We start from the raw sequence: 25,214 nt of genomic DNA on the forward strand, positions 1-25,214 counted from the left end.
TTTTGCTTAAAAAGTAACTTTTAAAGATTTGATTGACTTTTAAGCAGGAAACAAAAATAACAAAAAAGCGAATGCCAATTGCGTGGGCACTCGCTGATAATAAAGGTCAATTTGACACTAATCTACTTTTTTAAAGGTCATAATCGGTGACCCATTCTGCAACAGCGTCAGCCTTCCAGAGCCAACCTGATAAGCAAAAGGGGCATTGAATGCCGCTAAAAACGGACCTTCCAGGTCGCCTGCAGCACCTATGCAGGCCATTCGGGTAGTAATCAGTGGTCCAAATACGATCTGGCGGGTATCGGCCTTAACAGGCCCACTCAACCGATTGCAACCCGTTGTACCTGTTACACGGCCTTCGGTCAGGGAAATTTCCAGCCGGGGCAACTCCCGTTGGGATGCATCGGCTTTGATGGGTTTCCCCTGCAATTCCGTCAGTACCCAAATATCCTGCAACGTAGCCAGTTTCTGCAGCGACACGCCACACCCTACATACTGTTTACCGTGGCTATCAATCTGAACCCGGTAATCGTACGGTTGCCCCGTTTTAGCATCCACACAACTGTCGGGCCGAAAGAGGATATTGAGGCTGCCATTCTCTATAGGCGCCTTATACCGAAATACCCCATCCGAGTCATTCTGGCGCTCGGGTACAGAGGTGGTCAGGCTATCCTTACCCGATTTAAAAAAGAGCGTCCCTTTCGACGGATTGATGGTCAGCGACCAGGCCGGATCATGACCCAGCGCCACCAGTTCATCGCCCATTTTGAGATAACGGCTGTAATCGGCAGGAGGGCGGACGGGCGTGAGCATGGCTGCAAATTGCGTGGATGGCCGACGGCAGGCTGTAGCCAACAAGAGAATGCCAAACAGAAGATTACGCATGGCTTTGGGTGTATTAACTTTTCAGTAAGACCACGATGGCGTGCAAAAGTTTAGTCGGCAACCCAGCGGCCTTTATTTAGGGCTGATAGTATCTAATAACCGCGAGGACGCGACAGACGCGAGGGCTGTTTCTACCTCACGTCTATCGCGTCCTCGCGGTATTTATACGACTACGGATTATGCTCCCTCATAAGCTCGCTCCAGCGTTGGTATATCGAGCTTATTCATCTTCAACATGGCCTGCATAACGCGCTTCGCTTTCTCAGGGTCTTTATCCCCCAGGAACTGGCCTAACTTTGAGGGAACGATCTGCCACGACACACCAAATTTATCTTTCAGCCAACCGCAGGGGCCTTTTTCTCCACCTTCGGATAGCTTCTCCCAATACCTATCAACTTCCTCCTGCGTTTCGCAATTGACGAAGAGCGAAATGCCTTCAGCGAATTTAAAATAGGAGCCGCCATTCAAGGCCGAGAATTCCTGCCCATCAAGTTGGAACGTGACCGACATCACACTACCCGCCGGTGCGGGAGCGCCTTCGCCATAGTGCGAAATGCTCGTGATTTTTGAATTCTTAAACAGCGAGGTATACAGTTGTGCGGCTTCCTCGGCCTGATCGTTAAACGTCAGGAATGTGGTGATTTTCTGCATGTTGTTTACTGATTTGGTGAACTACAACGCAAAGATACAACCTGCATCAGCCAATACGAGAGGGGCAAAGCGACAGATAAAGGGGCAATTACGACAGGTAACTCAATAACAGAACCGTACGCTAAAAGTCGACGACTATCAGAAAATCGAGTGATTAACTTCAACTTTTCTGACTGCCAGATCGATTGCGTTTACAGATACCCCGATTGTTTTTCGGGCTGAGTCATTGTGTTTATCCAACTCCCTCTGATACAATGCAAAAACTACTGATTGTTGATAGCCATTGCCTGTTTGCCGACGGCGTCCGGTTTCTGATCGAGTATTCGACCGAGCATCATGTGGTGGGTGTGCTGCATACCGGAAAAGAGGTGATACCTTTTCTGATTCAGCACGAGGTTGATTTACTTCTGCTGGATATTGACCTGCCTGATATGACGGGTCTGGAACTGACGCGCACCGTTCGAACATTCTACCCAGCCACCCAAGTACTGGCCCTTACAACCTTTACAAATACTCAGTCAATCAACCTGACTATCGAAGCAGGTGCACTGGGCTATTGCCCCAAACAGGCAGGTCGTAATGAGTTGTTTGCCGCCATTCGATCCGTTGGGGCGGGGCATCTTTATTTACCCCCTTCTCTTATCCAGCAGCTTCGAAAACCCGCTACCGAAAAAGCGACTCAGGACCTAACCGACCGTGAAACTGAGGTAATTCAATTGATTGTGAATGGGCACACGACCAAAACCATTGCCGATAAGCTATTTCTTAGTACGCGGACCGTCGAAACACATCGTAAAAATATCTATCGAAAACTCCGCATTCACACCAACATTGAGCTAGCCCGATACGCCCAGGTCAACAAGATCATTTAAGGATATGCATCCCTTTTCACGTAGAAGTACGGGCCGATATACCAACATCTTGGTATTTACCCAGCTTTTCCTTTCGCCGACCTTTGACCTACAAACCATACTCCTACAGATGCCAGCTAACGCATCTAACACACCACGTATACAGCCTATTTCGGATGTAAAACTTAACAGGTATAATCATGAAGGCGTATCAAAACGACTATCTGAGTGAATTTGAGCAGGAGTTCGAGCTGGATAACGAGTCTCCTGACAGCTACAGCGAATTTGAGCTGGTCGACAACGAAGGCCGTTGGGAAACCGATAACGAGTTTGACAGCGAGGGCAACTACGATGTACAGGATGAAGTCGATTACCTGTCTGAATTTGAAACGGATGATGAGTTTGAGTCCGATAACGAATTTGATAGTACGCCCGATGGTCGTTATGAAGCCCGATTGTACGAAATCTTCTCCAACAATTACGAGAATGAGTTTGAGTTTGAGAACGATTTTAACGAAGTGATGCATGAAATCGAAAAAGACTACTTCTGGGGAACGCTCAAAAAATGGGGTAAAAAACTGGCTCCATTGGCCAAAGGGATTCTAAAAGCCATACCCGGTGGTGGTACACTCACAACGGCGATCCAGCAAATCACGAAAGATCCAAGAGGGCTACTCAAAAGTCTAGCGATGAAATTTGGCCCACAGGCTCTTAATGCCGTTGTCCCTGGGGCTGGAGCCATACTGGGAACGGTTCTGGGCAATCAGGAACTCGCGTCGCCTGCAACCGCCCGACAGGCCGCCCGCGATACGGTAGCCCTTGCCAAACAGGCCTACACCAATTTTGCCGATGGCATTAGCCGAACCAACTTTAGCCGAAGTTTCCCACAGGCCAGAACACAGATAAATCAACTGGCCCGCAGTGCCTTTAAGAAAGCCCACCACACGGTTCGGCTTGGTTCGGCCAACTCCCAATACCGACGGATAGGTCGAAAAGTACGCGACGAGCAAAATGGGCTGTACAAGGTTGTAACTATCACCTACAAACGCGTATAAGCGAACGAATTACCCCAACTGTCCCACTGCGCTTTGGAACCCCTGCAAAAAGCGATCAGCCTTGAACACTCGGAGCTATTGTTAAAAATAGACTCGATCAGAAACCGTGCCCGGCTCTTGACGGGTCTGCGGAAAATGCTGTCGCTCCCACCCGAGCAGGATATTTCGCCCGATCAGTGGGAAGCGCTGGAATCGCAGTTGGCCACGGTTTCAAACAGAATCAGGCAGCAGTTGCGCATCTATACCGACCGTTATTTTTCGGAACGCAACAACCTGGTAATCCGGCAAACGCTCATCAACCGACTGGGCGAACTGGAAATGGACCTGGCCAGCGCATATACGTTCTACGATACGTTCATGGACATTCTGACGCAGCGACTGAGCCCCGATATTGGCCCGTTGTTGAAAGGGTGCGACGCCATTGCGGCACATGCCCTTCAGCGTGGTAGTCTGGCCGAAATTACGGTACCGCCGTTGGTTTGCTGCGATCGTGGTTTTGGTGCTTTCACCGTTCGCGAAGGGGTGAGCATTATCCGGAATGCGCCCAATCCGATCCCGTTCATTGCCATACCCTACAGTCGAATCAGTGAGAAATACAACCTGATTTCCATTTTTCACGAAGTCGGCCATCAGGCATTGACCAAGCTGAACATGGTTTCGCTCTGGCAGCAGGTATTTTATGAATCCCTGAAAAAAACCGGAGCAACCCCTCTGATGCGTAGCCTGTTTGCCAACTGGTCGAAAGAGTTACTGCCGGATTTCTGGGCGTTTTGCCTGTCGGGCATGGCGCAAACGTCGAGCATTCGGGATGTTCTGATTCTGCCAGCCCCCATGATGTTCTCCATCTCAACCATTCAACCACACCCACCTTCATATCTGCGTTTTCTGATGTCGGTGGAATGGTGTCGTCAGCTTTGGGGGAAAGGCGACTGGGATACCTGGGAGGCCGAATGGCTGGACCTTTACCCCCTGAAATCCCTCGATGAAACCACCCGGCAACTTATCAATGAAGCCCGGCAATGTCTGCCAACAATTGGCCGATCCGCTTTACAGACGAAGTTCAAAAAACTGGGCAACAAGCCCTTACCCTCGCTCTTTGCGCTAAGTACACTAACTCCGCAGACACTGAAAGCGATGGCGACGGTCGAAGGGGTACAAACCGATGCTTTCCATAATCAACCCATCGGTGTGCAACTGGCGGTATTTCGGCTTTTGCGCGAGAAGCGGACGATCAAACAAGCGGTCATCGACACACTGATGGACAACTGGCTGAAAGGATTAGCGAAAAAATAGACACGTAACCATTTAAAATTCACAACAATGGCAAAGTTATTTCAAGAACCCAGAAATACGTTTTTCTGGGAAGACATACAGACCTGGGCAATCCGAAGTCAATATAACGAACTATTGAACCGTGTTTTAACGGCGTACGCCAATCAATACAGTTCGCCTTTGCCAACCTTCCTCAACAAAAATTACTGTCTTACGATCAGTGCCTGCAACGGTTCCGTCATTTACAAAGACGCCCTGCGCGAAGCCAACGATTTCAGTAAAACAAAAGCGATTACCGAAGCCGAACGGAATTTCATCGAAAAGCAGGATGCCGTCGGGAACGCCCGGCTCGATTTGCAGATGGCCGAAGCCAACCTGGTGTCGATCAGCAGTAGCAACAAAGCCAACAGCCGGGCCCGCGAAATTGCCGAGCAGGACTTAAAGCGGAAAGAAGATGCGGTTCAGGAAGCCGAAATCGCCCTGAAACGTGCCCGTTACGAAGGGTGCTACGACCCAGGTCCGACAGATTATTTCGTGAAACCCGTGTTTCTCTACGAGCGTGTCACGTCCATTCCAGCCGACCAGCTGCCCCTTACCCTCGACTTTTCGTACATCACCAATGGTCTGACAGTGGGCGCTTTGCTCTGGTTATACTACTATGAGCGCATGGGCATTTTTAAAATCCTGGGTGCGCTAATGGACGATTACAACTACCGGGGCAAGTACACCATATCGGGGTGCCGATTCGACGATAAGGGTATTGCTATCGCATATTCCAACCTGATGGATATGATCTGTACGTTGCATCGACTGGGCATTAGCTCGAATCTCCGCGACCGGGTCTGTACCTACCAGCGCGTACTGGGCGTAACCATCGAAAACAATCTCGGCATCGAAAGCGAACAAAACAGGGGCTTTATGCAGGCTTTTAACAAACTGATCGACTACATGCTGGAGTACTATAAAACCAAGCAACTGGCGCAGGCGATTCAGGCGCAGACTGGCAATATTCTGCCCCGCTCGTCGGTAGCGACACAGACCTCCATCCGGGATACCATGAATGTGCTGAAGCAACAGTTTGAACCTTTCCAGTACGGTCGGAATCAGATCAACACGTTCATTGGGCTAGCCACCGTCCATGCCACCATCTGCCTGGTTAATATGTTGAAAGCCGAAATCGGTATTCCGTCGCAATACGACAAACCCGAAGAGTTTATTCCGGCGGCCTATGATATACTGGTTGCCAAACGACCCATTACCCTCAACGAAAGCAACCGATTCATCGTCTACGACAACTGCGCATCGTACGGTTATCGGCTCCTGACCGACATTGAAACGTCTGACCTGACACAATTGACGACTATTGCAACGGGCTCAACACTAGACATCTGGCTCAACGATGTGGAAGGGCTTGTAGAAGGGTACCGCAATGCCTACAGCACCGTTCCTGAACGGGCAACGGCTATGGTTCAACCCTATTAGGTACCTCTGAAGTATGGAACGCAATTTATTAGTCAGGGAAGTTGGAGCGTTGTCGTCGCCCATGATCGGGTCAAGGTTTCGGCAGGCCGATGATGAGGTTTTTCTGAATCCCTCCGCTCCCTATGAAGTGCAAGTACGGAGTCCAAAACCAAATTCCGTTCGGCGGGATCTGGGTAGTGGTCGGTCGTTTCGGTTAAATGAAAATGATATGCCTACCCGCAACGGCTCGACCTCGGCATCAGCTTTCCTAACACAGATCGTCGACTGGATCGATGTAGGCAATACGAATCACAAACGGTATCTGGGCCCGAACTATAAGGGTAAACCCGCCACCTGGTGTAATATTTTTGCGAACGATTATGCTTACTTGGCGGGTGTCTATCTACCGCATTTCTTCTGGCGAAAACTCCCCTCGTCACCTGCTGAGGCCGCAACCCAGAAAGACACCAAATACCTGACCGAACTGGATGCCAACTCGTTGTATGAGTGGTTTGGCAAATACGGAGCCATCTTTGGCTGGCAGGAAATCACACCGCCTGGCAACGATTACACAGCGGTTCAGAATACAGCCAATCAGGGTAATGTCGTCTTTGTCAGCATAAAACGGCCGGCTATTGCGGGGCATATTGCGGCTATCGTTCCAGAAACGAGTAGCCAGAAAGCCCTTCGAAATTCATCCGGTCAGGTAACCAATCCGCTATTGAGCCAGGCTGGTTCGCACACGAAAAACAAAACCTATTCGACCGCAAAGTGGTGGGTCCCTAAAGGCGGTCAGTTTCGGATATGGGCACATGCGTTATCGACGGGTTCGGGCCCGATCAGTACGTTTCCCAACACGCAGGCCACCCCACAGCCGACACCATCGGCTCCTATTCCCTCGCTAAGCTCATCGCCTTCCAAACGGGTCAAAGCCAATCGGTATTACGGCCAGCAACTGGGCTGGGAAAATTATGTCGATCAGATCAACGACCTCTTATTGCCGTATTCCGGTCAATCGAATGTTAGCCTGGGCGAAGAAGCGTTTGCCGATGCGCTGGCGATCTGGCAACGCATTCATGGCCTTACGAACGACGGCATTTTGGGCCCCAATACCTGGGCGTTATTAAAAACCTCGCTAGGCGTTGCGACCGCTGTTCCGTCTACCACAGGCCAATCGGCCCCAACGGGAGCCAGCTCTACTTCCATGCCTACTCGTTTCCGTGTACTGGTGCCCGCCCTGGAAAAATACCGGGGGAACTGGCCACTCGATTTCCTGCTGGGCTGGATCAAAAAAGAATCGGACGGGAGTATTCAGAGTCATACAAGCCTTGATGAACGCGGTTACTTCCAATTGCATCCCGACGAATCCAAAACCCTGGGTGTCGATCATCTTCGCCTTACCACCGACAGCGATTACTCCATTCAGGCGGGTATTCAACTGGTGAACCATCGGGGAAAAAGCGCGGCCAAGTACGCTGCCCTGTTCGGTATCCCAGCCAGCGGAGAGGTCTATCTGGCACTTACCAAACTAATGCACTGGCTTCCGTATGGCGTTCAATGCATTGTTGAGGTAATGAAGAAGAAAAACTTTGTACCTACCAGTTGGGAGTCGTTTAAAGCGTTCTGCACTGCCAACCGTTCTGATATTCAGGCAGGTATTTCCCGGAAAGGAAAATGGTCTCTCGAAAGCGGCATTAAGAATACGGACGATGTATTGACCTACGCCCGAAGCTTTAAGCAACTTCTCTAGCCTTTTCTGGCCATCACTTTCTTTATTATTGCCATCAATATAGAGCAACAAGTAATGTATTGATAACCTCCATAACGACAGCGACGATGGAACGTGACTTTCTTTTTCGCGAAATAGTTGCTCTATCTGACCAGCTTCGACGGGTCGACTCGGAAGCTACCGTCGACTTCGAGTTCGACCGGGATGATATTGCCAAATTCGATAAGTACAAACCCATTCTATTACAGAAATCAAAAACGAATAAAGATGCCAGTTCGTTAACTAATTTCATTTTCTTCGACCTGCATCCCGACCTGGATGGCCGGAAACTAAAAGATACCGACCCTGAAAAGCTCAAAAATGAATGGAAGAATATTTATTATCAGATCGTGCTTCCGTTTTTGGGCAAATCGGCCAATCGAACAAAATTCTATTACTCGTCCAGCTTAATTCAGAACGTCACAGCACTGACCCAGCGGATCGATTATCAATATATGAAGTTGGTCGAGATTGGCTCAAACATCCTGTCAAATCTCACAAGAAAGCCTGATTTCACACCTTTTAGTGGCCGCTCAGAAGTTAAGCCCATTCTGGCAACGGTGCGGAACGTCTATGTGGACAACCTGATCCCTTTGCTTATTGAAGGGTTAAATCTTACTAATTCAGGTCAGATCTACGAAGCCATTACCAGTCTGGACAACGGAGCCGCTTTTGATAAAGTCGTCGATGTGTTTGCCTATGACCCTCTTATCATGGATGAAAGCCGTCGTCAGGAGAAATACAATCAGGCGAAAAATTTGCTGGTATCTGTAACCAAAGGAACCATCACAGCTTACCTGGAAAAACGAAAGCCGTCGGATATTCAACAGAGCGGGGAACCGGCCCACTCGATAGGCGAAAACAGAATAGCGAAACCTCTTTCGGATAATCCCACCTATAACCTGACCGGCAAATTTGAATACATTAATACGGTCGATCCATCGCAGCCAACACTAGGTTTTGTATTGACCCTTAATCAGGCGGGCCGATGGATTGAGGGGTTTTTATCAATTGTCTGGAATCGACCAAAAGTTAATTATTACCAACCTAAGCAGTATTATCGCTTCTATGCCGAGATTACCGACTGGAATCACCCCATTAATCTGATCTATATTCATGGGAATGATGCATTGTTGAAACTGAAACCGCAGTTACTCGCCACCAGCAATTCATCGGTCCAGCTCATTATTAACGGCTCGGGTAATCTTCCAATGAAACGAGTGGGATCGGCTCCCCTATGGATGGAACGGCATCTGGAACAATTTCCGGAAAAAGACCTGTTGAAAAGTCACCAATGGTATCCATTGCTATCTACTCAGGAGCAGAACATTCGTTCGTTCTTTTACGATTTCAATGGGTACAGAGCTATTCTGAACAATCCTGACTATACCAAACCTTTGTTTGCAGATCGTCGAAAAACGAACCTCAAGACCCAGCTTACCAAACGAATCAAAGGCGATTTACAAGCCTTTAAAGACCTGCATAATGCGACGTACCAGCTTATCGACGAAAATCTTCATGAATCTGACCGACTCCTGGCCTCCTTCTACATACGCTATTATCTAAATAAAAAAACGATTACAGATGAGAAAGATGGCTGGATACTGACAAATGCCAGTTGGCTGTATCGGTTCATTAAAATCGACTATAAAAAGAACAGCTCAGTACTGGATTATGTGTATGGCGATACAAGTGGCGATTCCATCACCTCGCCCAATCCCCAACTGTTCGAGTATAAAATCGACATCAAATTTACGGGTGTAGGAGCCGGTTTCTGGATCAAGGGTGGTTATTATTGGGGCGATATAACCATTAGTTGCCCGCAATGGCAGGCAAAGGGTATAACAGGCGACGCAACACTAGGCATCAGCTTACTCGAATTGGGCGGTGGGCTGGTCGAAGGTCTCAACTTTGGGCAATCGTTCAGTGGGGTAGCCCAAAGTGATATACTCTGGAAGCCAGGCGATTTTATTGGCAGTTATACCATCGGCAAAGCCGATGCCGGAGTGGGTGCCAACAACGCCGGACTATCGGGTACAGTGGGCACGATGGAAATCGATAGTGATGCGAAATTGCCTCCCCTCAAATTTGATGTCTACAGCCTGGGTGGGAGTATAGGGGGTATAGAACCTGAGCCGAATAAAGAATTTGAAGTAAAAGTTGGGTTCGAAATGACCGCTTCGGTAGGCATAGGCAGTATCTTGAAAAAAGGCACGCTGCCATCACCCGATAAGGTTATTCAGTATGGAAACGAACAAACGAAATTTGGCAAATTGTACCGGGGTGATGAAAAAACCCACTTCAAACACGATAGTGCACTACTAACCGTAGGCGCTGCCAACTTAATCCGGAAGATGGCCGCCAACGAACTAGTTCTGCTGATGCAACCTGGTTCGACGGTTGAGATCATTGGTCATACCGATCGCTCAGGCAATAAAGCCTACAACCAAACTCTCTCCGAAAATCGGGCGGCCAATGTAAAACAAAAACTCATCGACATTTGTGGCAACACCTTAAAAGCAACGGTCAAAACAGTGGGCAAAGGCGAAACGCTGGCTAAGCAAGATGGTATTAAAGATGGCACATTGAACCCTGAATACCGCCGAGTCGACATTTTACTCAATGGGATTATTGTGTTGACTCTTACCCAAGGCTAACTAATTAAAACTCTTTTTACAACTTTCAAGAAACACTACTAACGCATAACGGTTGATAGACGTACTGTTCGATAAAGCGACACGTTATGAAAAAGGGATGGATACTTGCGTTGGTGATTCTGCTGCTGCTGGTGGCAGGGGGGTATATTTGGTACAGCCGACTACGGCACGAAGCGGCCTCCGAAAAAGGGGCGTATGACAACACCCTCAAACCCCGGCTTGAACTTACCCGGTTCGATATTACCAATATCAGCGACGATGCCGTCGACTTAACCATGTACATGCTGATCGATAATCCGCTTCCGGTTGGTTTTAAAGCGAATCAGTTAGATTATACCGTCTTCATTGCCCATACGCCCGTTGTCAAAGACTCGTACCAAAAACCTATTGAGCTAAAGGCGGGTGATAGTACCCTGATCGAATTACCCGTCAAGCTACTGGCCAAAACGGCAACGAACGTTCTAAAAACGCTTGAAAACAAAGGCATTGACAGTACGACCTATACCGTCAATTCGTCCTTTTCGCTCGATATTCCCATCCTCGGTGAAAAGACATTTGCGACAACCATCGAACGACGATTACCCACGTTTTTTATCCCGAAGATCAAAATCGAGGATATTGATTTTGGGAAATTAGGCTTAAAACGAACAGATGTAGCTGCCAAGGTAGCCGTAACCAATAAGAACAAGTTCCCCATGAACATTACGGATGCGCATTATACGGTTACGATCAATGGCAAACAGATAGCAGAGGGCGATCAACCTGAGCCGATTCTGATTAAACCGCAGGCCACCACGCCCGTTATTTTTCCGGTAACGGCCCGGCCTGGTAAAACCTTGAGTGTACTGCCCAAAATGCTGTTCGATAAGAAAGATACACCCTATGAAGTTTTCTTCCGCTGCAAACTGATCGACCGCCGTAACGATCCGATGCTTCAGCACAGCAAATTTGCCTCAACCATCCGGGGAACGCTTGACGATTTTAAGAAGATTAAAAAGTAGATGGTTGTCGAATGTCGCATTTTTACAATCCCTCCCAATCACCTGTGTATAGGTTTGTGACTAAAATAACCTACACATCTCGTGAAAATCATCGCTGTATTAGGTATAGTATTTTTAGTGACTGCCTGTCAGAAAGCTGACAAACCTTCTGAATCGGAGACAGATCGGCAAAGCCAGTCTCCGATTGAGGGGGCCTGGGAACTGGTCGAAAATCGAGTAGATGGTAAGCTGGAAAAACCCATTCGGCCACAGCAGCTTAAGATTTTCCACGATGGCTTTTTCAGCTTCATCCATTACAACCCTGACGGCAGTTTTCACGGCGCGGGAGCAGGTACCTACACCCTGGAGGGCAATCAATACAAAGAAACCTTTCGTTACTACGACGACACCACCTGGGTAGGATATGCTGATCAGCAAACCTGGGAACTGCGTGGTGATACGCTGCTTTTTTCGGGCTTCAAAAAAGTGTTCGACCGGGCAGGTAAGGAAATGTCCGCCGATACCTGGGGTGGCGACAAATTCGTGGAAAAACGAGTGCGGGCCAAGCCCTGACTCCGATGAGTCGCAGGTGAACTCAGCGGCTATACGTTAGTCTTTACACGATGGAGCCAAACATCCAGTATTGGTGCATACCAGTATGCTTTTTCGTCGCCTGACAAAATCAATGGGCCAACGTTTTCAGGAATGAATACGCATCAAATTCTACAAAATCACTGGCCTTAAGAGCAACGCCTGAAACCGCATTCCCTTTGACGGTAAACTTCGCCGGAAAAATCCCATACGCCTGATTCGAGTAGGTGAGCCGGAAGGTATTATCGTCCATATAATCAAGTTTGGCCGTTAGGTTGGGGTGATGCTCAAAGGCAACCTTCAGACCGTCGCCCTCGGTCCGGATCGTTACAGTTCCATAGATTGGGTTCCGATAGGAGCCTGTATAAGCCGATAACGGTAAGGCAGGTTTGGTTTTTTTCGCTACCCGATCGGCCATTGCCTGTAATTCCTCGGCCTGTTTTTTCGCTTCAGCTTGCGCTCCGGGCAGGAAGAAACGACTTCGGTCTGTATACGGTACGCCCAGGTACGCATCCAGTATCTGGTAGCGAAGTGCTTCAAAAAAGTTCTGATTATCCTGATTGGTCAGAATCGTAATGGCCAGTTTTTCTTCCGGCACAAAACAGGTGTTGGTCACAAAGCCGAAAGCCCCGCCCGTATGCCAGTACACCTGCCGCCCTGCGTAGTCGGTCATGAGTACGCCCAGGCCGTAGGTTCGCACATGGGTTGGAAACAGGCCCGACTTGCGGGTAGTCAGGATGGTATTCCCGTCTCGGGTTTTCTGAACCACCGACCAGGGCAAAATACGTTTCCCCTCAAACCGACCACTATCCAGTTGCATCATAAGCCATTTGCTGAGGTCTTTCACGCAGGAAACCATACTACCCGCCGGGGCCAGATTGTCGATATAATCGTACGGTAACCGTTTCAGTGGCCCAAAGCTGGTTGTGTACGGCCGGGCCATATTTGGGCGATTCTCAGCGCCAGTCGTGAGCAGGTAGGTATTGGTCATACCCAGCGGCTTGATGATGTTGCTGTCAATATACTGTTCCCAGGTTTGCCCCGATACTTTCGACAGGACCTCCCCTGCTGTCACGAAGCCCGAGTTGCAATAGCCGTAATCCTGCCGAAACTGCCCTTCGGGTTTGAGCAATCGCATCTTTCTGACCACTTCGGCGCGACTAAGGTTGCTGTTCCAGAACGAAAAATCGCCCTGAAAGGTCTTGGTCCCCAGTCGATGAGAGAGTACGTCCCGGATCGTAACGAGTTGCGTAGCCGCTGGATCATAGAGCTTATAGTCGGGAAGAAACCTGGTTACCTTATCATTCAGCGATAATTTCTTTTCATCGTCCAGTTTCGCCAGAGCCGTACCGGTAAACAGTTTGGTGTTGGAGGCAATGAAAAAGAGCGTGTTCTCATCAACGGGTTCCGATTTGCCAGAGGTTGCCCCGGCTACTTCCCGAACCCCATATCCTTTCGACACAATCACCTTACCGTCTTTGACAATGGCAACAGCCAGCCCCGGAATCTGCCAGTCGGCCATTCCACGTTTGATGTAGGCATCGAGGCTATCAGTAACAAAGGCAGGCTGACTCTGAGAAAACCCTCTGGAAACCAGACAACTTATAAAGACAATCCCAAACAGGTAACGAAGCATATTCCAAGTCCGTTTCTATACGTATGTGCAGGCTGCAAGATAAGTGACCCGCTTCTATCTTGTTCGTCCACTCAGAAACTTAATTCACATGAGCCTGAACCTATCCGATTTCTTAGTAGTCTTTTGGGGGCTTTTTTCGCTGATAATCCCTGGCCTTGTCGTGCTAACGCTCGTCAAACTGCTGATCGTACTGGTCAAAGCCAATCGCTTTATGGATGAAGTACGAGACTATATCCGCCGTCAGGGGTAAAGGTCACCAAGATTAATTTATAGAAAGTAGTATATACGACAAATGGCAGAGAAAATCAAGCCGCTCGATTACCCAGTTGCAGATTAGCTTTCAACAAGCCATCCGCTTCAAGCAAGTACGTAAGCGTCGTTAAATTACGGGCGCGAAGTTCGATGTATTGCTGGATATAAACACTTTCATCATGGGCCTCATGGTGCCGACGAATAATCGCTGTATCCATTTCTATCAACGTAAGGAGCCGAGCTATAGCAGCTGCGCGTTGTTCAGTATTGTGTATGATCGTATCCAATGATTCCATGGCTTAAAAACTCAGTTGAACAATACCTTTTTTACGGTTAGCGAGGCTCGTACCAAAATCGTGAAGCCAGCGAATCTGGTCTGACTCAAACCAGTTCCGCCGACGATGTCCCTCAGGATAATGGATCACAAAGTAACCATCAATTCCGCTGTTTTCTAAAAAACGTCTTTGCCGAATTTGCTCAATGGCTTGCTCGAATTGATAGTATACTTGGTAATCGATAAAAACAACAAAGTCAATATCTTTTGGTTCCTGTTTGCGAGTTATAAAACTACCATCCACCCAAACAGAAACCTCTGTTTTGACAATCTGTTTCACATCGTTCATATAGCTAAGAAATACATCAAAAAGCCAACTTCGCTTAGTAGAAAAAGGGAATTGCTCGACGAATTGTTGGCGAAAGGTATCTACATCTATTTTTATAAGTGAGTAAGGGGTAAGGTTCCCATGTGCATCAAACTCCATAGTAAATCAAATTACTTCTGCTGCCCCAAGTTATGGAAAACGGATTATTGAAAACCGTGTATTTATTTGCCAATTTAGTCACTTAAATCCTAACCTGGAGAAAGTATAGGTACTTACCGGACAACCATTACTCGCTTTGACAAGGTACCCTGCGCCGTCTCAACCCGAAGCAAGTATTCGCCCATAGGCAGCTTGCTAACATCGAGCTGAAGCGATTTGGCCGTTGGCCGCGACGCATCGACCCCTATAAAACGCCCCTGCATGTTGGCCATCTGCAGCGATTTAATACCCTGATTTAGCCAGTCCGATTCCAGAATAACCACATCAGAAGCAGGATTCGGGTAGAGTTTGCCTACATCACTCAAAGGCTCATTTCCCGTAACGACGGCGGGCGCCCGAAACACCGTAGCCACCGGAAAATCCCGGAACAACGAAGCCGTTTCGGTCGAAGCATCGGTTCCAAACCAGTCGGTCAGGATGGCCGCATACACTTGCCGGAAATCGGTCTGCATTTTCAGGTTATTGTTATCCAGATCGCTTAAGTTCGGGTTCTTGCCTACCATAGGCGACTTAATGGCTGTACCAAACACAAACATCGGGGCCGATGTACCATGATCGGTGCCGTAACTGCTGTTGGAAATGGCCCGTCGGCCAAACTCCGAAAACGTCATACCCACTACCCGATCTTCCAGTTTTAACTGGGCTAAATCGGTCTGGAAGGCCAGTATAGCCTCCGATAGCGCTTTCAGCAAATTCGCGTGTGTACCCGTTGTGGTGTCGGTTGCCACCACCTGACCGGCATGATTATCGAAGCCCCCTAAAGTTACATAATACACTTTCGTCTGGAGTCCACCGTGAATAAGCCGGGCAATGATCTTCAGCTGGTCGGCCAGAGAATTGCTGGTGGGGTACGTTGCCAGATTTTTGCCTTTTCCGGCCGCCGTCTTTATTTGCCCGGCATAGCTCACCGAGCTGGCCTGTTGCTGCCGAATAAACTCGATTTGCTGACCTACATATCCGGTCAGGTTAGTAACGGGTGCATTGGGTTTATCGCCCACCAATCGGGCAAACGTATCGGGGTCCTGCAATACAATCGCCATGGAATCGGAAGCCCCCCGTAAGGTTGTAGCCGCCACATAACCAATCTGAATGGCTGGAGGATCGGGCATCTGAGCAGTAGGATAATTAGCGGGAAAACCCGGAAATCGCTTGTCCAGGTAGCGCCCCGCCCAACCCGAATCAGCCGTTTGAGTCGAATCAACAGCCGTCATCCAGATGTCGCTGGCCCGGAAATGGGAGAAATTGGGCGTTGGATACGATACACCCTGTACAATGCTCAGTTTGCCATCATTGAACAATTGTTGCAGCCCCGTCATGGACGGATGCAGCCCCGTACCGGGGTAATTTTTTAGCCGAAGGACTTTATCTTCGGGAATAGCAATATTCTTCCGAAAACTGGCCGAGGTGTAGACACTCATCTGATCGAGTGGGATTACCGTATTGAGGCCATCGTTGCCTCCCTGCAACTGAATGATGACCAGCACCCGATCGCTCGCGGCTGCCAGATTGACCAGTGAACTGATAAACGACGACGAACGGCCTAAGGCACGGGCCCCAAAGCCATCAATCACGACCGGCAGCAACGACGAAGCCGCATACTGAAGAAAATTACGACGCTTCATTTTATTAAGTGATTGAGTGATCGAATGATTGAATGGCCGACGCATGCACACCCTATTCAATCATTCAATCATTGAGGCATTCGATCATTGAATTTGGTACTCGGCCATGCGAAAGATGTATTGCAGAAACGTGGTTAGCTTTATCTGAACGGCCTGTTTTTTAGCGGCATCGTTTGGCGCTTTGATGTAATCGTTCCATTCGGCAGTCCATTCATAACGAGGTAGAGCATTGAGCAAAATGGTATCTGTCAGGAAGTCCTTCTGAGACTGGTCCAATGGAATCGCTATCAGTTGCGTTGTCATATCGCTCACCAGTTTGGCAGGATCAGTGGGGTCTGAAAGGGTTTTGGCGTAAGCCAGTACATCTATGACAGCCTTACCATTCAGTTTAAGCGCATTCGTGGTGAGGGCATCTCCCAGAAATCCGCGTAGTCCCAGTGTTGTTGAGTTGATCCATTGCTGGTAGTAGCCAGTCTGATAATAGGCCGTCCAGCCAAATACGGTAGGCGGATTCAACAGGTCCTGTTGCTGCTCCTTCAGCCGAGCGTAGATGTAACTGGCGATTTGGTAATAGCCCGTTATGTTTTGCGTCGGATCGGGAGCCTGTACCCCCCAGAACCGAAATGTACCAATTACCAGATCGGTCGGCGATTTGATCATGGCTCCCTGCAGGGCCGAATCAAAAAAATGCTGGCTCTGCAACAACGCCGACATAACAGGTTTCAACTCGAAATTCGATTTCCGGAACAGGTCGGCAAGGGGGATAATGACATTCGTTTCAACATCAGTGGTTATATCGAAATTGACGAACCAGCGATAAATCCGACGACAGATATAGCGGGCAGTTTCGGCATTTTTCAGGATCATATCGAGCAGATCGTTCAGTTCATCAATGCCGGCATTCGCTCCCGAACGCCCTTTGATCACCGTATTCTGGTAGGTAGCCGAAAAGGTCTTATCTGTGGTATCATGCCGATTGGCCCGAAATGTACTTCCAATCGTGGCGGTCGATGCATCCCGGTAATTCGTATCGGTCCATCCCGTCAAGGCCTTGGCAGCCGTCCGTACATCCTCTTCTGTATAACCCCCATTCCGACCAATGGTAAATAGCTCCTGAAGTTCGCGGGCATAGTTTTCATTGGGCGTACCTGCTACATTCTGGTTGCCATTCAGGAATCGCAGCATAGCCGGGTCCTGTGTAATGGCCATGGCAAACGCCTTAAAATTTCCCAGTGCGTACTGTCGAAGCAGGGTATTGTACCGATACATAAATCGGTAATCATTTACGGTCGAGTCGTTGGTTACGAAATGATTGGACCAGAACAGGGTCATTTTTTCCAGCAACGACACGGGCTGATTGAGCATCAGATTGGCCCACCAGAGTTTCACATAGCCTTCAAGCTTACCGGCATTTGTCTGGTCGAAGGGTTGATCGGTAAAGGTTTTACTGGTTGTGAGATCAAGCGGAGGAGCCGGGACGGGCTGATCGGCCAGAAGTTTGGCAACGATCTGTGCGGCTGTTTGACCCGTGAGTGTTTTGAGCTGATCAGGTGAAGGGCCAAAGGTAGCCCGTCGAAGCAGGTGAGCAACCTGATTAGCGGTTAGCGGTTTGGTATACGCATCAAGTAGAGCCACTAGACTATGCGATTAGCGTTTTTAGAATACGTTACGATTCACTGACAATTTTCTACCCTTCCTGGTTTAAAGGTAAGCCCAACATTAATGGCAATTTAACAAGTAGGAAAGTATACATTTTCGATCCTTTAAAATTAAGTAAATATACTATTCAGTTCGGTATAATTTTTGTGGCTTATTGGCCTTTCATTTTATAGGGGCAATTAAGTAACACAAATAGGATAAATAATACTTTAATTAATATAGTATACTACATATAGCCGTTTTCATTTATAGTTTCTTATTAAAAACTACAGTTAGGTATAGTTTTTGTTTCTATTAATCAATATTAGTTATATTAAATTTTTAGATGCAGCAAGTCCGCAATCCGTTTTACCCTATATCAGGGTAATGCGGTTTGGGCTAGCTGCTAAGTGATTTTGCTTATACTTATCCAACTACGCTTATCTATTTTCTAGTGCACAGAACTATTGTCAGGGCACTTGCCAGCTTCTGGTAAAAGCCGATTTACAATAGCCCTGCGACGCTCTATTTATTTGTTCATACAACCTCCATTACCCGCTTTACCCACAGTTTAGAATCAATCACAAAGGCTATGACACGGTCAATAGGCCTATAGCTGCTTTTTGGCCTGTTTTACCCAATCGGTCTGGTAAGCATTCCATATGGCAGTCATCAGTTGCTATCCCATTGTCTCTTTATATCTATTCGGAATAACGTTCTTATGCCAGCAACTCTACGTAATTTACTCAGACGTTTCTTTTCTTTTTGGTCGATCAGCCTCCTTTTGGCAGTTTCTACAACAGCCTGGAGCCAGACCGGTATCCGGTATTCGGTGAAGCTCCTGTCGGATGGGGTCACGTATCAGGTTTCGCTGTCCAGTACCGTAAGTTTTACAGGTGGCGACCAGCAGACGAACAGCGCTCAGATCACGATTGTGGCCCCCGCCAATAGCTTTACCATAACCTCGCTCTCGTCGGTCAATGGCATCTGGGCAAACAATACGACCGTTCGGGCGCCTTCGCAAAATAGTAGTAAAGACTATTTTATCTTTGGCCTGACCAACAATGGGGTCGCTATCCCGTATACGGCGAATACAGAAACCATTTTATTCACGTTTAAAAATACAGGCAGTTGTGCAGGTGCCATTGAGGTATGGGCCAGTACGGACCCTTTTAAACCCAACCCGCCTGTCCAGCCGATCAATGTAGGAAACGACCTGACCGCACAAGGATTCACCCTGGCAGGTGTTAGTAATGCCTGGCTCGGCAACTACGGAGTTGGCGGGGCCAACTGTTCGCTGTTGCCTGTTGTGGCGATCTTAAACCCATTGGCAAACAGTTTGACCAATCTCTCCCCTACGGTAAGTGGCACCGTTACGGCCAATTCCAGCGTAACCCTTACGGCTCCGGGTGGGCAGTCATGCGTAGTCAGCGATGGTGGTACGGGCAACTGGTCGTGCAATTCGCTAACGTTACTGGCCGGCCCGGTTACGCTGACGGCCACGGCCCGAAACAGCGTAGGCCCAGGCAATACAACCACCGTTAGTTTTACGGCTGTAGCTCCGCCTACCCTTGCCATTACCAGTCCCGCCCTAAACGCCCAGACTAACCAGTCGCCAGCTGTGAGTGGAACAGCGACCAGTGGCGCGAGTGTGACCGTAACCAGTCCCAACGGCTCATCCTGCGTAACTACGGCCGATGGCAGTGGCAACTGGTCCTGTAGCTCCATAACGGTACCAACTGGCCCAGTTACCCTTACCGCTGTAGCCGGAAACATAGGCGGAAGAACAACAACGACAACAACCTTTACGGCTAACGCCCCTCCTACCGTTGCAATCCAGAGTCCGGTTACGGGTACGCAGATCAGCAATTCCCCTACGGTAAGTGGTACAGCTACGCCAAGTGCCAGTGTAACCTTGCTTGGTCCTAATAGTCAGTCGTGCGTCACAACTGCCAATGCCAGCACGGGTACCTGGTCCTGTAGCTCATTTGCCTTACCGGCCGGTCCGGTTACGCTGACGGCCACGGCCAGCAACATCGGCGGAACCGCTACGGCTACAGCCAGCTATTCGGTGCTGACTACACTGGCCTCCTGCGGTCAGACCCTGAATTTTCTCTCTTCGTTTACCGCTACGGCTCCCCGAACGGTTGATGCATCGACCGTTCAGGTGCTTTCCCAACCTGCTACAGGCTATATCTACGTAAACAGCGACGGCACCATCCGATTCCAGCCCAACACATCAGCCACCGGAATCGCGACGTTTACCCTACAGGCAGCCTCCGTTACATCGACATCCTACATCACATCGTCGGCCGCTAATTCCGATAAAGACCTTACCTGTGCCCTTTGTACCGTATCAAGTCTGGGCAGTCTGACATCGGCCAGTACAAGCGATTTTGCCACCATCAACCAGACAGTCGCCGTAGCCGGAACAGTATCCGTTCGGGCCAAACTGAATGGTACGGGCCAAAAAGGGGATCTGGCCGGTTTTGTCATCGGCAACAGTGGCTTACTCTCGGTATCCACCTTTCCCACGCTGATTATTCGGACGTACCTGAACGGAGTCCAAAAAGATACATATACAGTGCCTGGTCTGGCCAATGTGCAGCTTCTGAGTGGATCGCGGTACGAAATCAGTTTCCCAACCACGTTATCCAATTTCGACGAAGTCGAGTTAAGCGTAAAAGCAGGCTTAGGCGTACTGGCTTCCACAGATGTGTATTACGGTTTTGCCAAACCAAAGCCCCAGTACCAATCGCTTACCTTCAATGTAGCCTTCCCGGCCAATCTGTGTACGGATGTGTTATCACAGACGGCCTGCCCTCAGTCGTTCAGTGTTTTATCGAACGATATTCCCAGTGGCTCAGGGATTATCGACCCCACTACCGTCAGCATCGTTTCGCAACCAGGCAATGGCACTGCCACTGCCAACGCCAATGGAACGATCAATTTCCGTCCCTCTGATCCCAGTTCTGGCACCGCTGCATTCACCTATCAGGTTTGCACGAAAGTAGATCCGACATCGGCTCCCAACAATACTACTGTAGGCGTTTCGTCGAGTGGCTTTGTCAGTGCGGCCTGTGTGGGTTGTGCCATCACGAATGTATCGGCTATGGGCGACGTCGATTTGACCAATAGTGCGAGTATCACGACTACCGTTGGCGTATCGGGCTACGGCTATGTGCGGGCAAAGCTAAGTCGGATGGCTTCGGCTGGCGATTACGCTGGCTTTGTCTTCGAAAACACATCACTGGTGCAGGCTACCCTCATCAACTCACTCACGGTGGTTACCTATAAAGGGACGCTTCTCCAGGAGTCGGTTACCACCAGTGCTTTGCTGGATGTATCGATCCTATCGACGGGCAAGTACAAAGTGCGATTCCAGACCACCAAAGAGTTTGACGAAGTGGAGATTCGTCTGGGGGCGCTGGGTACGATTGGGTCTTTGACAAATATCTACTATGGTTTTGCTGAGTTTGGGAAGACCTGCACGGTTTATAATGCCTCGGTCAGTTTCCCGGCGGGGATGGCTTATCAATGTCCGGGTGCTTTTAGCTTCGGCAACTGCGCTACCTCAACCATTAGTGGTACGCTCATCGTGGGCTATCCGTCTTCGGGTACACTGACCTTCCCCCTGACCGTCAATCTGGCGGGTACCACTTCCGTATCCGTAGCGGGCAGCGGCATTACAGGTGTGAGTACTCAAACCATCCTGAGCGGTCAAACGTCGTTTACCTTACCCTTCAGTTACGATGGCAGTAGTCCGCGCGGAGTCCGGTCATTGACCATCACCTCAGCCGAAGCAACGGGCAGTTGCTCAACAACCGTTCTGGTTCATGTGATGCCCACCGTTGCCATCAACTCTCCTGCTGCCAGTAGCCAGACCAATCTGACACCGACCGTAAGCGGGACCGTTACCACAGGAGCGAGTGTAACAATTTTAGCCCCCGGCGGGCAATCCTGCACGCCAACCGTCGATGGATCAGGAAACTGGTCCTGCAACTCTCTGGCCCTGACGGCAGGCCCGGTTACCTTGACGGCCATAGCTGTCAATGAAGTGGGCAGTAGTACCGCCACAACGACCTTTCTGGCCGTTGCTCCGCCCACCATTGCCATTCAGGTACCGGCCCCTAATAGCCTAACCAGCCTGACGCCACTGGTAAGCGGCACCGTTACGGCTGGGGCTTCTGTTACGCTGCTGGCCCCCGGTGGGCAATCCTGTCTGCCAACGGTGGTGGGTACCAGTTGGTCGTGCAGTTCGCTGGTATTAACGGCTGGCCCGGTTACCTTAACCGCTATCGCCAGCAACATTGGCGGTACAACCACCACAACGACATCGTTTACGGCCATCAATCCGCCCACCATTGCCATTCAGATACCAGCTCCCAACAGCCTGACCAGCCTGACGCCACTGGTAAGTGGCACCGTTACGGCCGGGGCCTCCGTCACGCTGCTGGCTCCCGGTGGGTCATTCTGCCTGCCAACCCTAGTGGGTACCAGTTGGTCGTGTAGTTCGCTGGTATTAACGGCTGGCCCGGTTACTTTAACCGCCATCGCCAGCAATGCTGGTGGCATAGCGACCACAACCACCTCGTTTACGGCAGTTGCTCCACCAACCATTGCGATCAGCACCCCAGCCGCCAATTCAATCACGTACTTTTATCCGGTAGTTAGCGGTACGGCTACGCCCAATAGCAGTGTGACGGTATTAGCACCCGGCAATGTCCCTTGTGTAGTCGCCGTATCAGGAGCCGGAAGCTGGTCGTGTACCTCCCTCACATTAACTACTGGCTCGGTAAGTGTAACTGCCCTGGTCACCACAATCGGCGGATCAGCGTCGGCGGTTACGAGTTTCACTGTAGTAGCACCACCTTGTACAACGCCCTCTGCCCTTACATTGACCCCTTCGTCGGTATCGCTCAATATCGGCGAGAGCATCACCATCGCGGCACAGGGAGGGTCGCCTGGTGTATTGAGCTGGTCAGTCAGCCCGATTTCGGGAATTAGTCCGGCCACTAATGGCACAGGCACTCCAACAACGTCGCTGACATTCGCCACGGCTGGCTCGTATACGATTTCCTATACCGCCACCAATGGCAGCCTCCCCATCAACTGCGACAGCCCGGTAAGCGTCACGGCAAGTACAACCCTCATAGTAACCGATCCGCTGGTCGTTGTCCGGCCTAAGATTCTGCTGGGTGGAGCTTACGACGCTACTACGGGCTTGATGCGGGATAATCTGCGCGAGCGAAATTTATTACCCCTCATTCAGCCCTACTCTTCCGCTTTGCTGGTTGGCTCTGGCTTCACCCATGTGGGCGGGGGAGGCAATGAATCGACAACCTCTGCCGTACTTAGCACAACCGGAGCCAACGCCATCGTCGACTGGGTATTTGTCGAACTACGAAGCCCATCCAGTGCTTCGACGGTCATTGCTACACAGGCAGCCCTGGTTCAGCGCGACGGTGATGTGGTTGACGCGGATGGTACGTCTCCTGTATCATTCAGCATCGGCGCGGGAGATTATTACGTTGCCATTCGCCATCGCAATCACCTGGGGTGGCCACCCTGAATACGCTGGCGTTAAGCAGTACGGCGGTTACGGTCGACTTCACGGCTCTATCGACAACCACATACGGTACCAATGCACAGCGGATCATCAACAGTAAGCAAGTACTATGGCCGGGTAATACCAACGGAGTCGACGGGTCGTCCAAACGCCGGGTCATTTATCAGGGCAATGGTAACGATCTCACCAATGTATTTAGCCAGGTACTTCTGGAAAGTGGAAATACCCTCTCTTTACCCACTTACATAGTACAACGCTACCAGACAGGCGATGTAAATCTGGATGGTGAAATTAGGTATCAGGGCCCAGACAACGATTTACAGACGATTTTCTCGACCGTGATTCTATACTCGTCGCTGGATGTCACGTATGATATAACCTATATCGTTCAGGAGCAGATTCCATAACGTATGTTATGCCCTGGATGGTAACACGCAGGCTGTTGTCCGGGGCGAGCCCATTTTCAATAACTAACACAGAAACAGCCTGGTGTACCCTGTTTGTCAACTGGATACACCAGCTACAATACCGACCCCAAACTTCTTATGACTAGTTCTATACGTTTAAAGCAGTACCCAAAGCTTCTCCTCCTTCTGCTGATTGGAACGGGAGGCATGCCGGTTTGTCTGGCTCAGGATGGTATTTATTACTCCGTGAAGCTCCTACCCGACAAAGTCACTTATCAGGTTTCATTGACTAGTACGGTGAGCCTTTCGGGAGTCAATCGCATGACCAACAGCGGCCAGGTTACTATAGTAGCGCCGACCAACAGTTTTACGGTAACCAATTTGCAAAGCAGCAACGGAATCTGGAGCAATAACACGACGGTTCGACACCCCCTCGAAAATCCGGGCTATGATTATTTCATTTTTGGACTTACCCCGAGTGCGCCCATGATTCCTTACAGCAGCACGCAGGAGGTTATCCTGTTTACCTTTGCCAATAATGGTGCCTGTGCCGGACCTCTTGAGCTGTGGACGAGCAACGACCCGTTTCAACCCAATCCCCCTACTCAGCCGATCAACGTCGGCAATGACCTGACGGCCCTCGGTTTTGCTTCGAATGGGGCGTTATACAATGCCTGGAAGGGGAACTACAATGTGGGCAGTGCAACGTGTGCCCCTTTACCCACCCTTGCTATTTTAAGCCCGGTTGCGAACGCCACCATCGCCACGACCACCGTAACCGTCAGTGGTACAGCCACAGCAGGTGCTAGTGTAACCCTTTATGAAGGAGGTTACCAACTCTGCTCAACCAACGCGGCTCAGGATGGAAGCTGGTCCTGTACGATCCCGTTCAATGCTGGCCTACATTCACTTACCGGGCGAGCCAGTACAACAGCGGGGCTGAGTAGTCCCGCATCCATAACCTTCACTGTAAGCAACAATTGCCAGCCGAAGTGCGTCCCTATCGTTATTACGGTACTCCACCGACGACGCTAAGCCTGTACAATGTAAAAACAACCAGCCCTTGCTTCTCAGAAATGGAGAGAAGCAAGGGCTGGT

Annotated in this window: 19 protein-coding genes; 12 read left to right on the plus strand and 7 right to left on the minus strand. The window is 49.7% G+C overall.

Going from position 1 to position 25,214, the window contains the following annotated elements; all coding sequences use genetic code 11:
• Window positions 1–117: 117 nt before the first annotated feature.
• Both B153_RS0129690 and B153_RS0129695 read right to left on the minus strand, forming a co-directional pair.
• Window positions 118–885, minus strand: a complete 768-nt coding sequence (locus tag B153_RS0129690) for an META domain-containing protein (protein WP_020600390.1) — start codon at window positions 883–885, stop codon at window positions 118–120.
• Between the two features lie 177 nt (window positions 886–1,062).
• The gene (locus tag B153_RS0129695) at window positions 1,063–1,536 is read right to left on the minus strand and encodes a VOC family protein (protein WP_020600391.1); all 474 of its coding nucleotides are present in this window, start codon (window positions 1,534–1,536) and stop codon (window positions 1,063–1,065) included.
• A gap of 254 nt (window positions 1,537–1,790) precedes the next feature.
• Between B153_RS0129695 and B153_RS0129700 the strand changes: the two genes are divergently transcribed.
• From B153_RS0129700 to B153_RS0129735, 8 genes are all read left to right on the plus strand, one after another.
• Window positions 1,791–2,408 (plus strand): response regulator, encoded by a 618-nt coding sequence (locus tag B153_RS0129700; protein ID WP_020600392.1) that lies wholly within the window; start codon window positions 1,791–1,793, stop codon window positions 2,406–2,408.
• A 179-nt stretch (window positions 2,409–2,587) separates the two neighbouring features.
• Window positions 2,588–3,442, plus strand: a complete 855-nt coding sequence (locus tag B153_RS0129705; protein WP_020600393.1) for a hypothetical protein — start codon at window positions 2,588–2,590, stop codon at window positions 3,440–3,442.
• Window positions 3,443–3,475: 33 nt separating this feature from the next.
• A complete protein-coding gene (locus tag B153_RS0129710; RefSeq protein WP_157634969.1) occupies window positions 3,476–4,735 on the plus strand; it encodes a hypothetical protein in 1,260 nt (419 codons plus the stop codon).
• A gap of 27 nt (window positions 4,736–4,762) precedes the next feature.
• Entirely contained in the window at window positions 4,763–6,196 is a 1,434-nt protein-coding gene (locus B153_RS0129715) for a hypothetical protein (protein WP_020600395.1), read from the plus strand.
• Window positions 6,197–6,209: 13 nt separating this feature from the next.
• Window positions 6,210–7,925 carry a peptidoglycan-binding domain-containing protein gene (locus B153_RS37005; protein ID WP_020600396.1) on the plus strand — a complete coding sequence of 572 codons (1,716 nt, stop codon included), beginning with the start codon at window positions 6,210–6,212 and terminating at the stop codon, window positions 7,923–7,925.
• Window positions 7,926–8,011: 86 nt separating this feature from the next.
• Entirely contained in the window at window positions 8,012–10,600 is a 2,589-nt protein-coding gene (locus tag B153_RS37010) for an OmpA family protein (protein WP_020600397.1), read from the plus strand.
• Between the two features lie 86 nt (window positions 10,601–10,686).
• On the plus strand, window positions 10,687–11,601 hold the full coding sequence (locus B153_RS0129730; protein WP_020600398.1) for an LEA/WHy family protein: 915 nt from the start codon (window positions 10,687–10,689) through the stop codon (window positions 11,599–11,601).
• An 81-nt stretch (window positions 11,602–11,682) separates the two neighbouring features.
• Window positions 11,683–12,153: a hypothetical protein gene (locus B153_RS0129735; protein WP_040762341.1), complete on the plus strand. Its 471-nt coding sequence runs from the start codon at window positions 11,683–11,685 to the stop codon at window positions 12,151–12,153.
• A gap of 109 nt (window positions 12,154–12,262) precedes the next feature.
• On the opposite strand, the gene B153_RS0129740 is transcribed toward B153_RS0129735, so the two are convergent.
• Window positions 12,263–13,807 carry a serine hydrolase gene (locus B153_RS0129740; RefSeq protein WP_020600400.1) on the minus strand — a complete coding sequence of 515 codons (1,545 nt, stop codon included), beginning with the start codon at window positions 13,805–13,807 and terminating at the stop codon, window positions 12,263–12,265.
• A gap of 88 nt (window positions 13,808–13,895) precedes the next feature.
• Between B153_RS0129740 and B153_RS37920 the strand changes: the two genes are divergently transcribed.
• Window positions 13,896–14,057, plus strand: coding sequence for a hypothetical protein (locus B153_RS37920; RefSeq protein ID WP_020600401.1), 162 nt, complete (start codon window positions 13,896–13,898; stop codon window positions 14,055–14,057).
• Between the two features lie 55 nt (window positions 14,058–14,112).
• Here the strand turns inward: B153_RS37920 and B153_RS0129750 are convergent, their stop codons facing one another.
• From B153_RS0129750 to B153_RS0129765, 4 genes are all read right to left on the minus strand, one after another.
• Window positions 14,113–14,277 carry a hypothetical protein gene (locus tag B153_RS0129750; RefSeq protein WP_157634971.1) on the minus strand — a complete coding sequence of 55 codons (165 nt, stop codon included), beginning with the start codon at window positions 14,275–14,277 and terminating at the stop codon, window positions 14,113–14,115.
• Between the two features lie 81 nt (window positions 14,278–14,358).
• Entirely contained in the window at window positions 14,359–14,820 is a 462-nt protein-coding gene (locus B153_RS0129755) for a DUF6932 family protein (RefSeq protein ID WP_157634973.1), read from the minus strand.
• A 113-nt stretch (window positions 14,821–14,933) separates the two neighbouring features.
• Window positions 14,934–16,502, minus strand: a complete 1,569-nt coding sequence (locus tag B153_RS0129760) for a DUF1501 domain-containing protein (protein WP_020600404.1) — start codon at window positions 16,500–16,502, stop codon at window positions 14,934–14,936.
• Window positions 16,503–16,586: 84 nt separating this feature from the next.
• Window positions 16,587–18,137, minus strand: coding sequence for a DUF1800 domain-containing protein (locus B153_RS0129765; RefSeq protein WP_020600405.1), 1,551 nt, complete (start codon window positions 18,135–18,137; stop codon window positions 16,587–16,589).
• Between the two features lie 787 nt (window positions 18,138–18,924).
• Between B153_RS0129765 and B153_RS0129770 the strand changes: the two genes are divergently transcribed.
• The 3 genes from B153_RS0129770 (at window position 18,925) to B153_RS0129780 (ending at window position 25,151) form a co-directional block, all read left to right on the plus strand.
• Complete coding sequence (locus B153_RS0129770; protein ID WP_020600406.1) at window positions 18,925–23,712, plus strand: beta strand repeat-containing protein; 4,788 nt, start codon at window positions 18,925–18,927, stop codon at window positions 23,710–23,712.
• Complete coding sequence (locus tag B153_RS0129775) at window positions 23,700–24,116, plus strand: hypothetical protein (RefSeq protein ID WP_020600407.1); 417 nt, start codon at window positions 23,700–23,702, stop codon at window positions 24,114–24,116. The genes B153_RS0129770 and B153_RS0129775 overlap by 13 nt, the downstream gene beginning before the upstream one ends.
• 138 nt (window positions 24,117–24,254) lie before the next feature.
• Window positions 24,255–25,151 (plus strand): Ig-like domain-containing protein, encoded by an 897-nt coding sequence (locus B153_RS0129780; protein WP_026262554.1) that lies wholly within the window; start codon window positions 24,255–24,257, stop codon window positions 25,149–25,151.
• The last annotated feature ends 63 nt before the right edge of the window (window positions 25,152–25,214 follow it).

This window comes from Spirosoma panaciterrae DSM 21099, assembly GCF_000374025.1.
Taxonomy (GTDB): domain Bacteria; phylum Bacteroidota; class Bacteroidia; order Cytophagales; family Spirosomataceae; genus Spirosoma; species Spirosoma panaciterrae.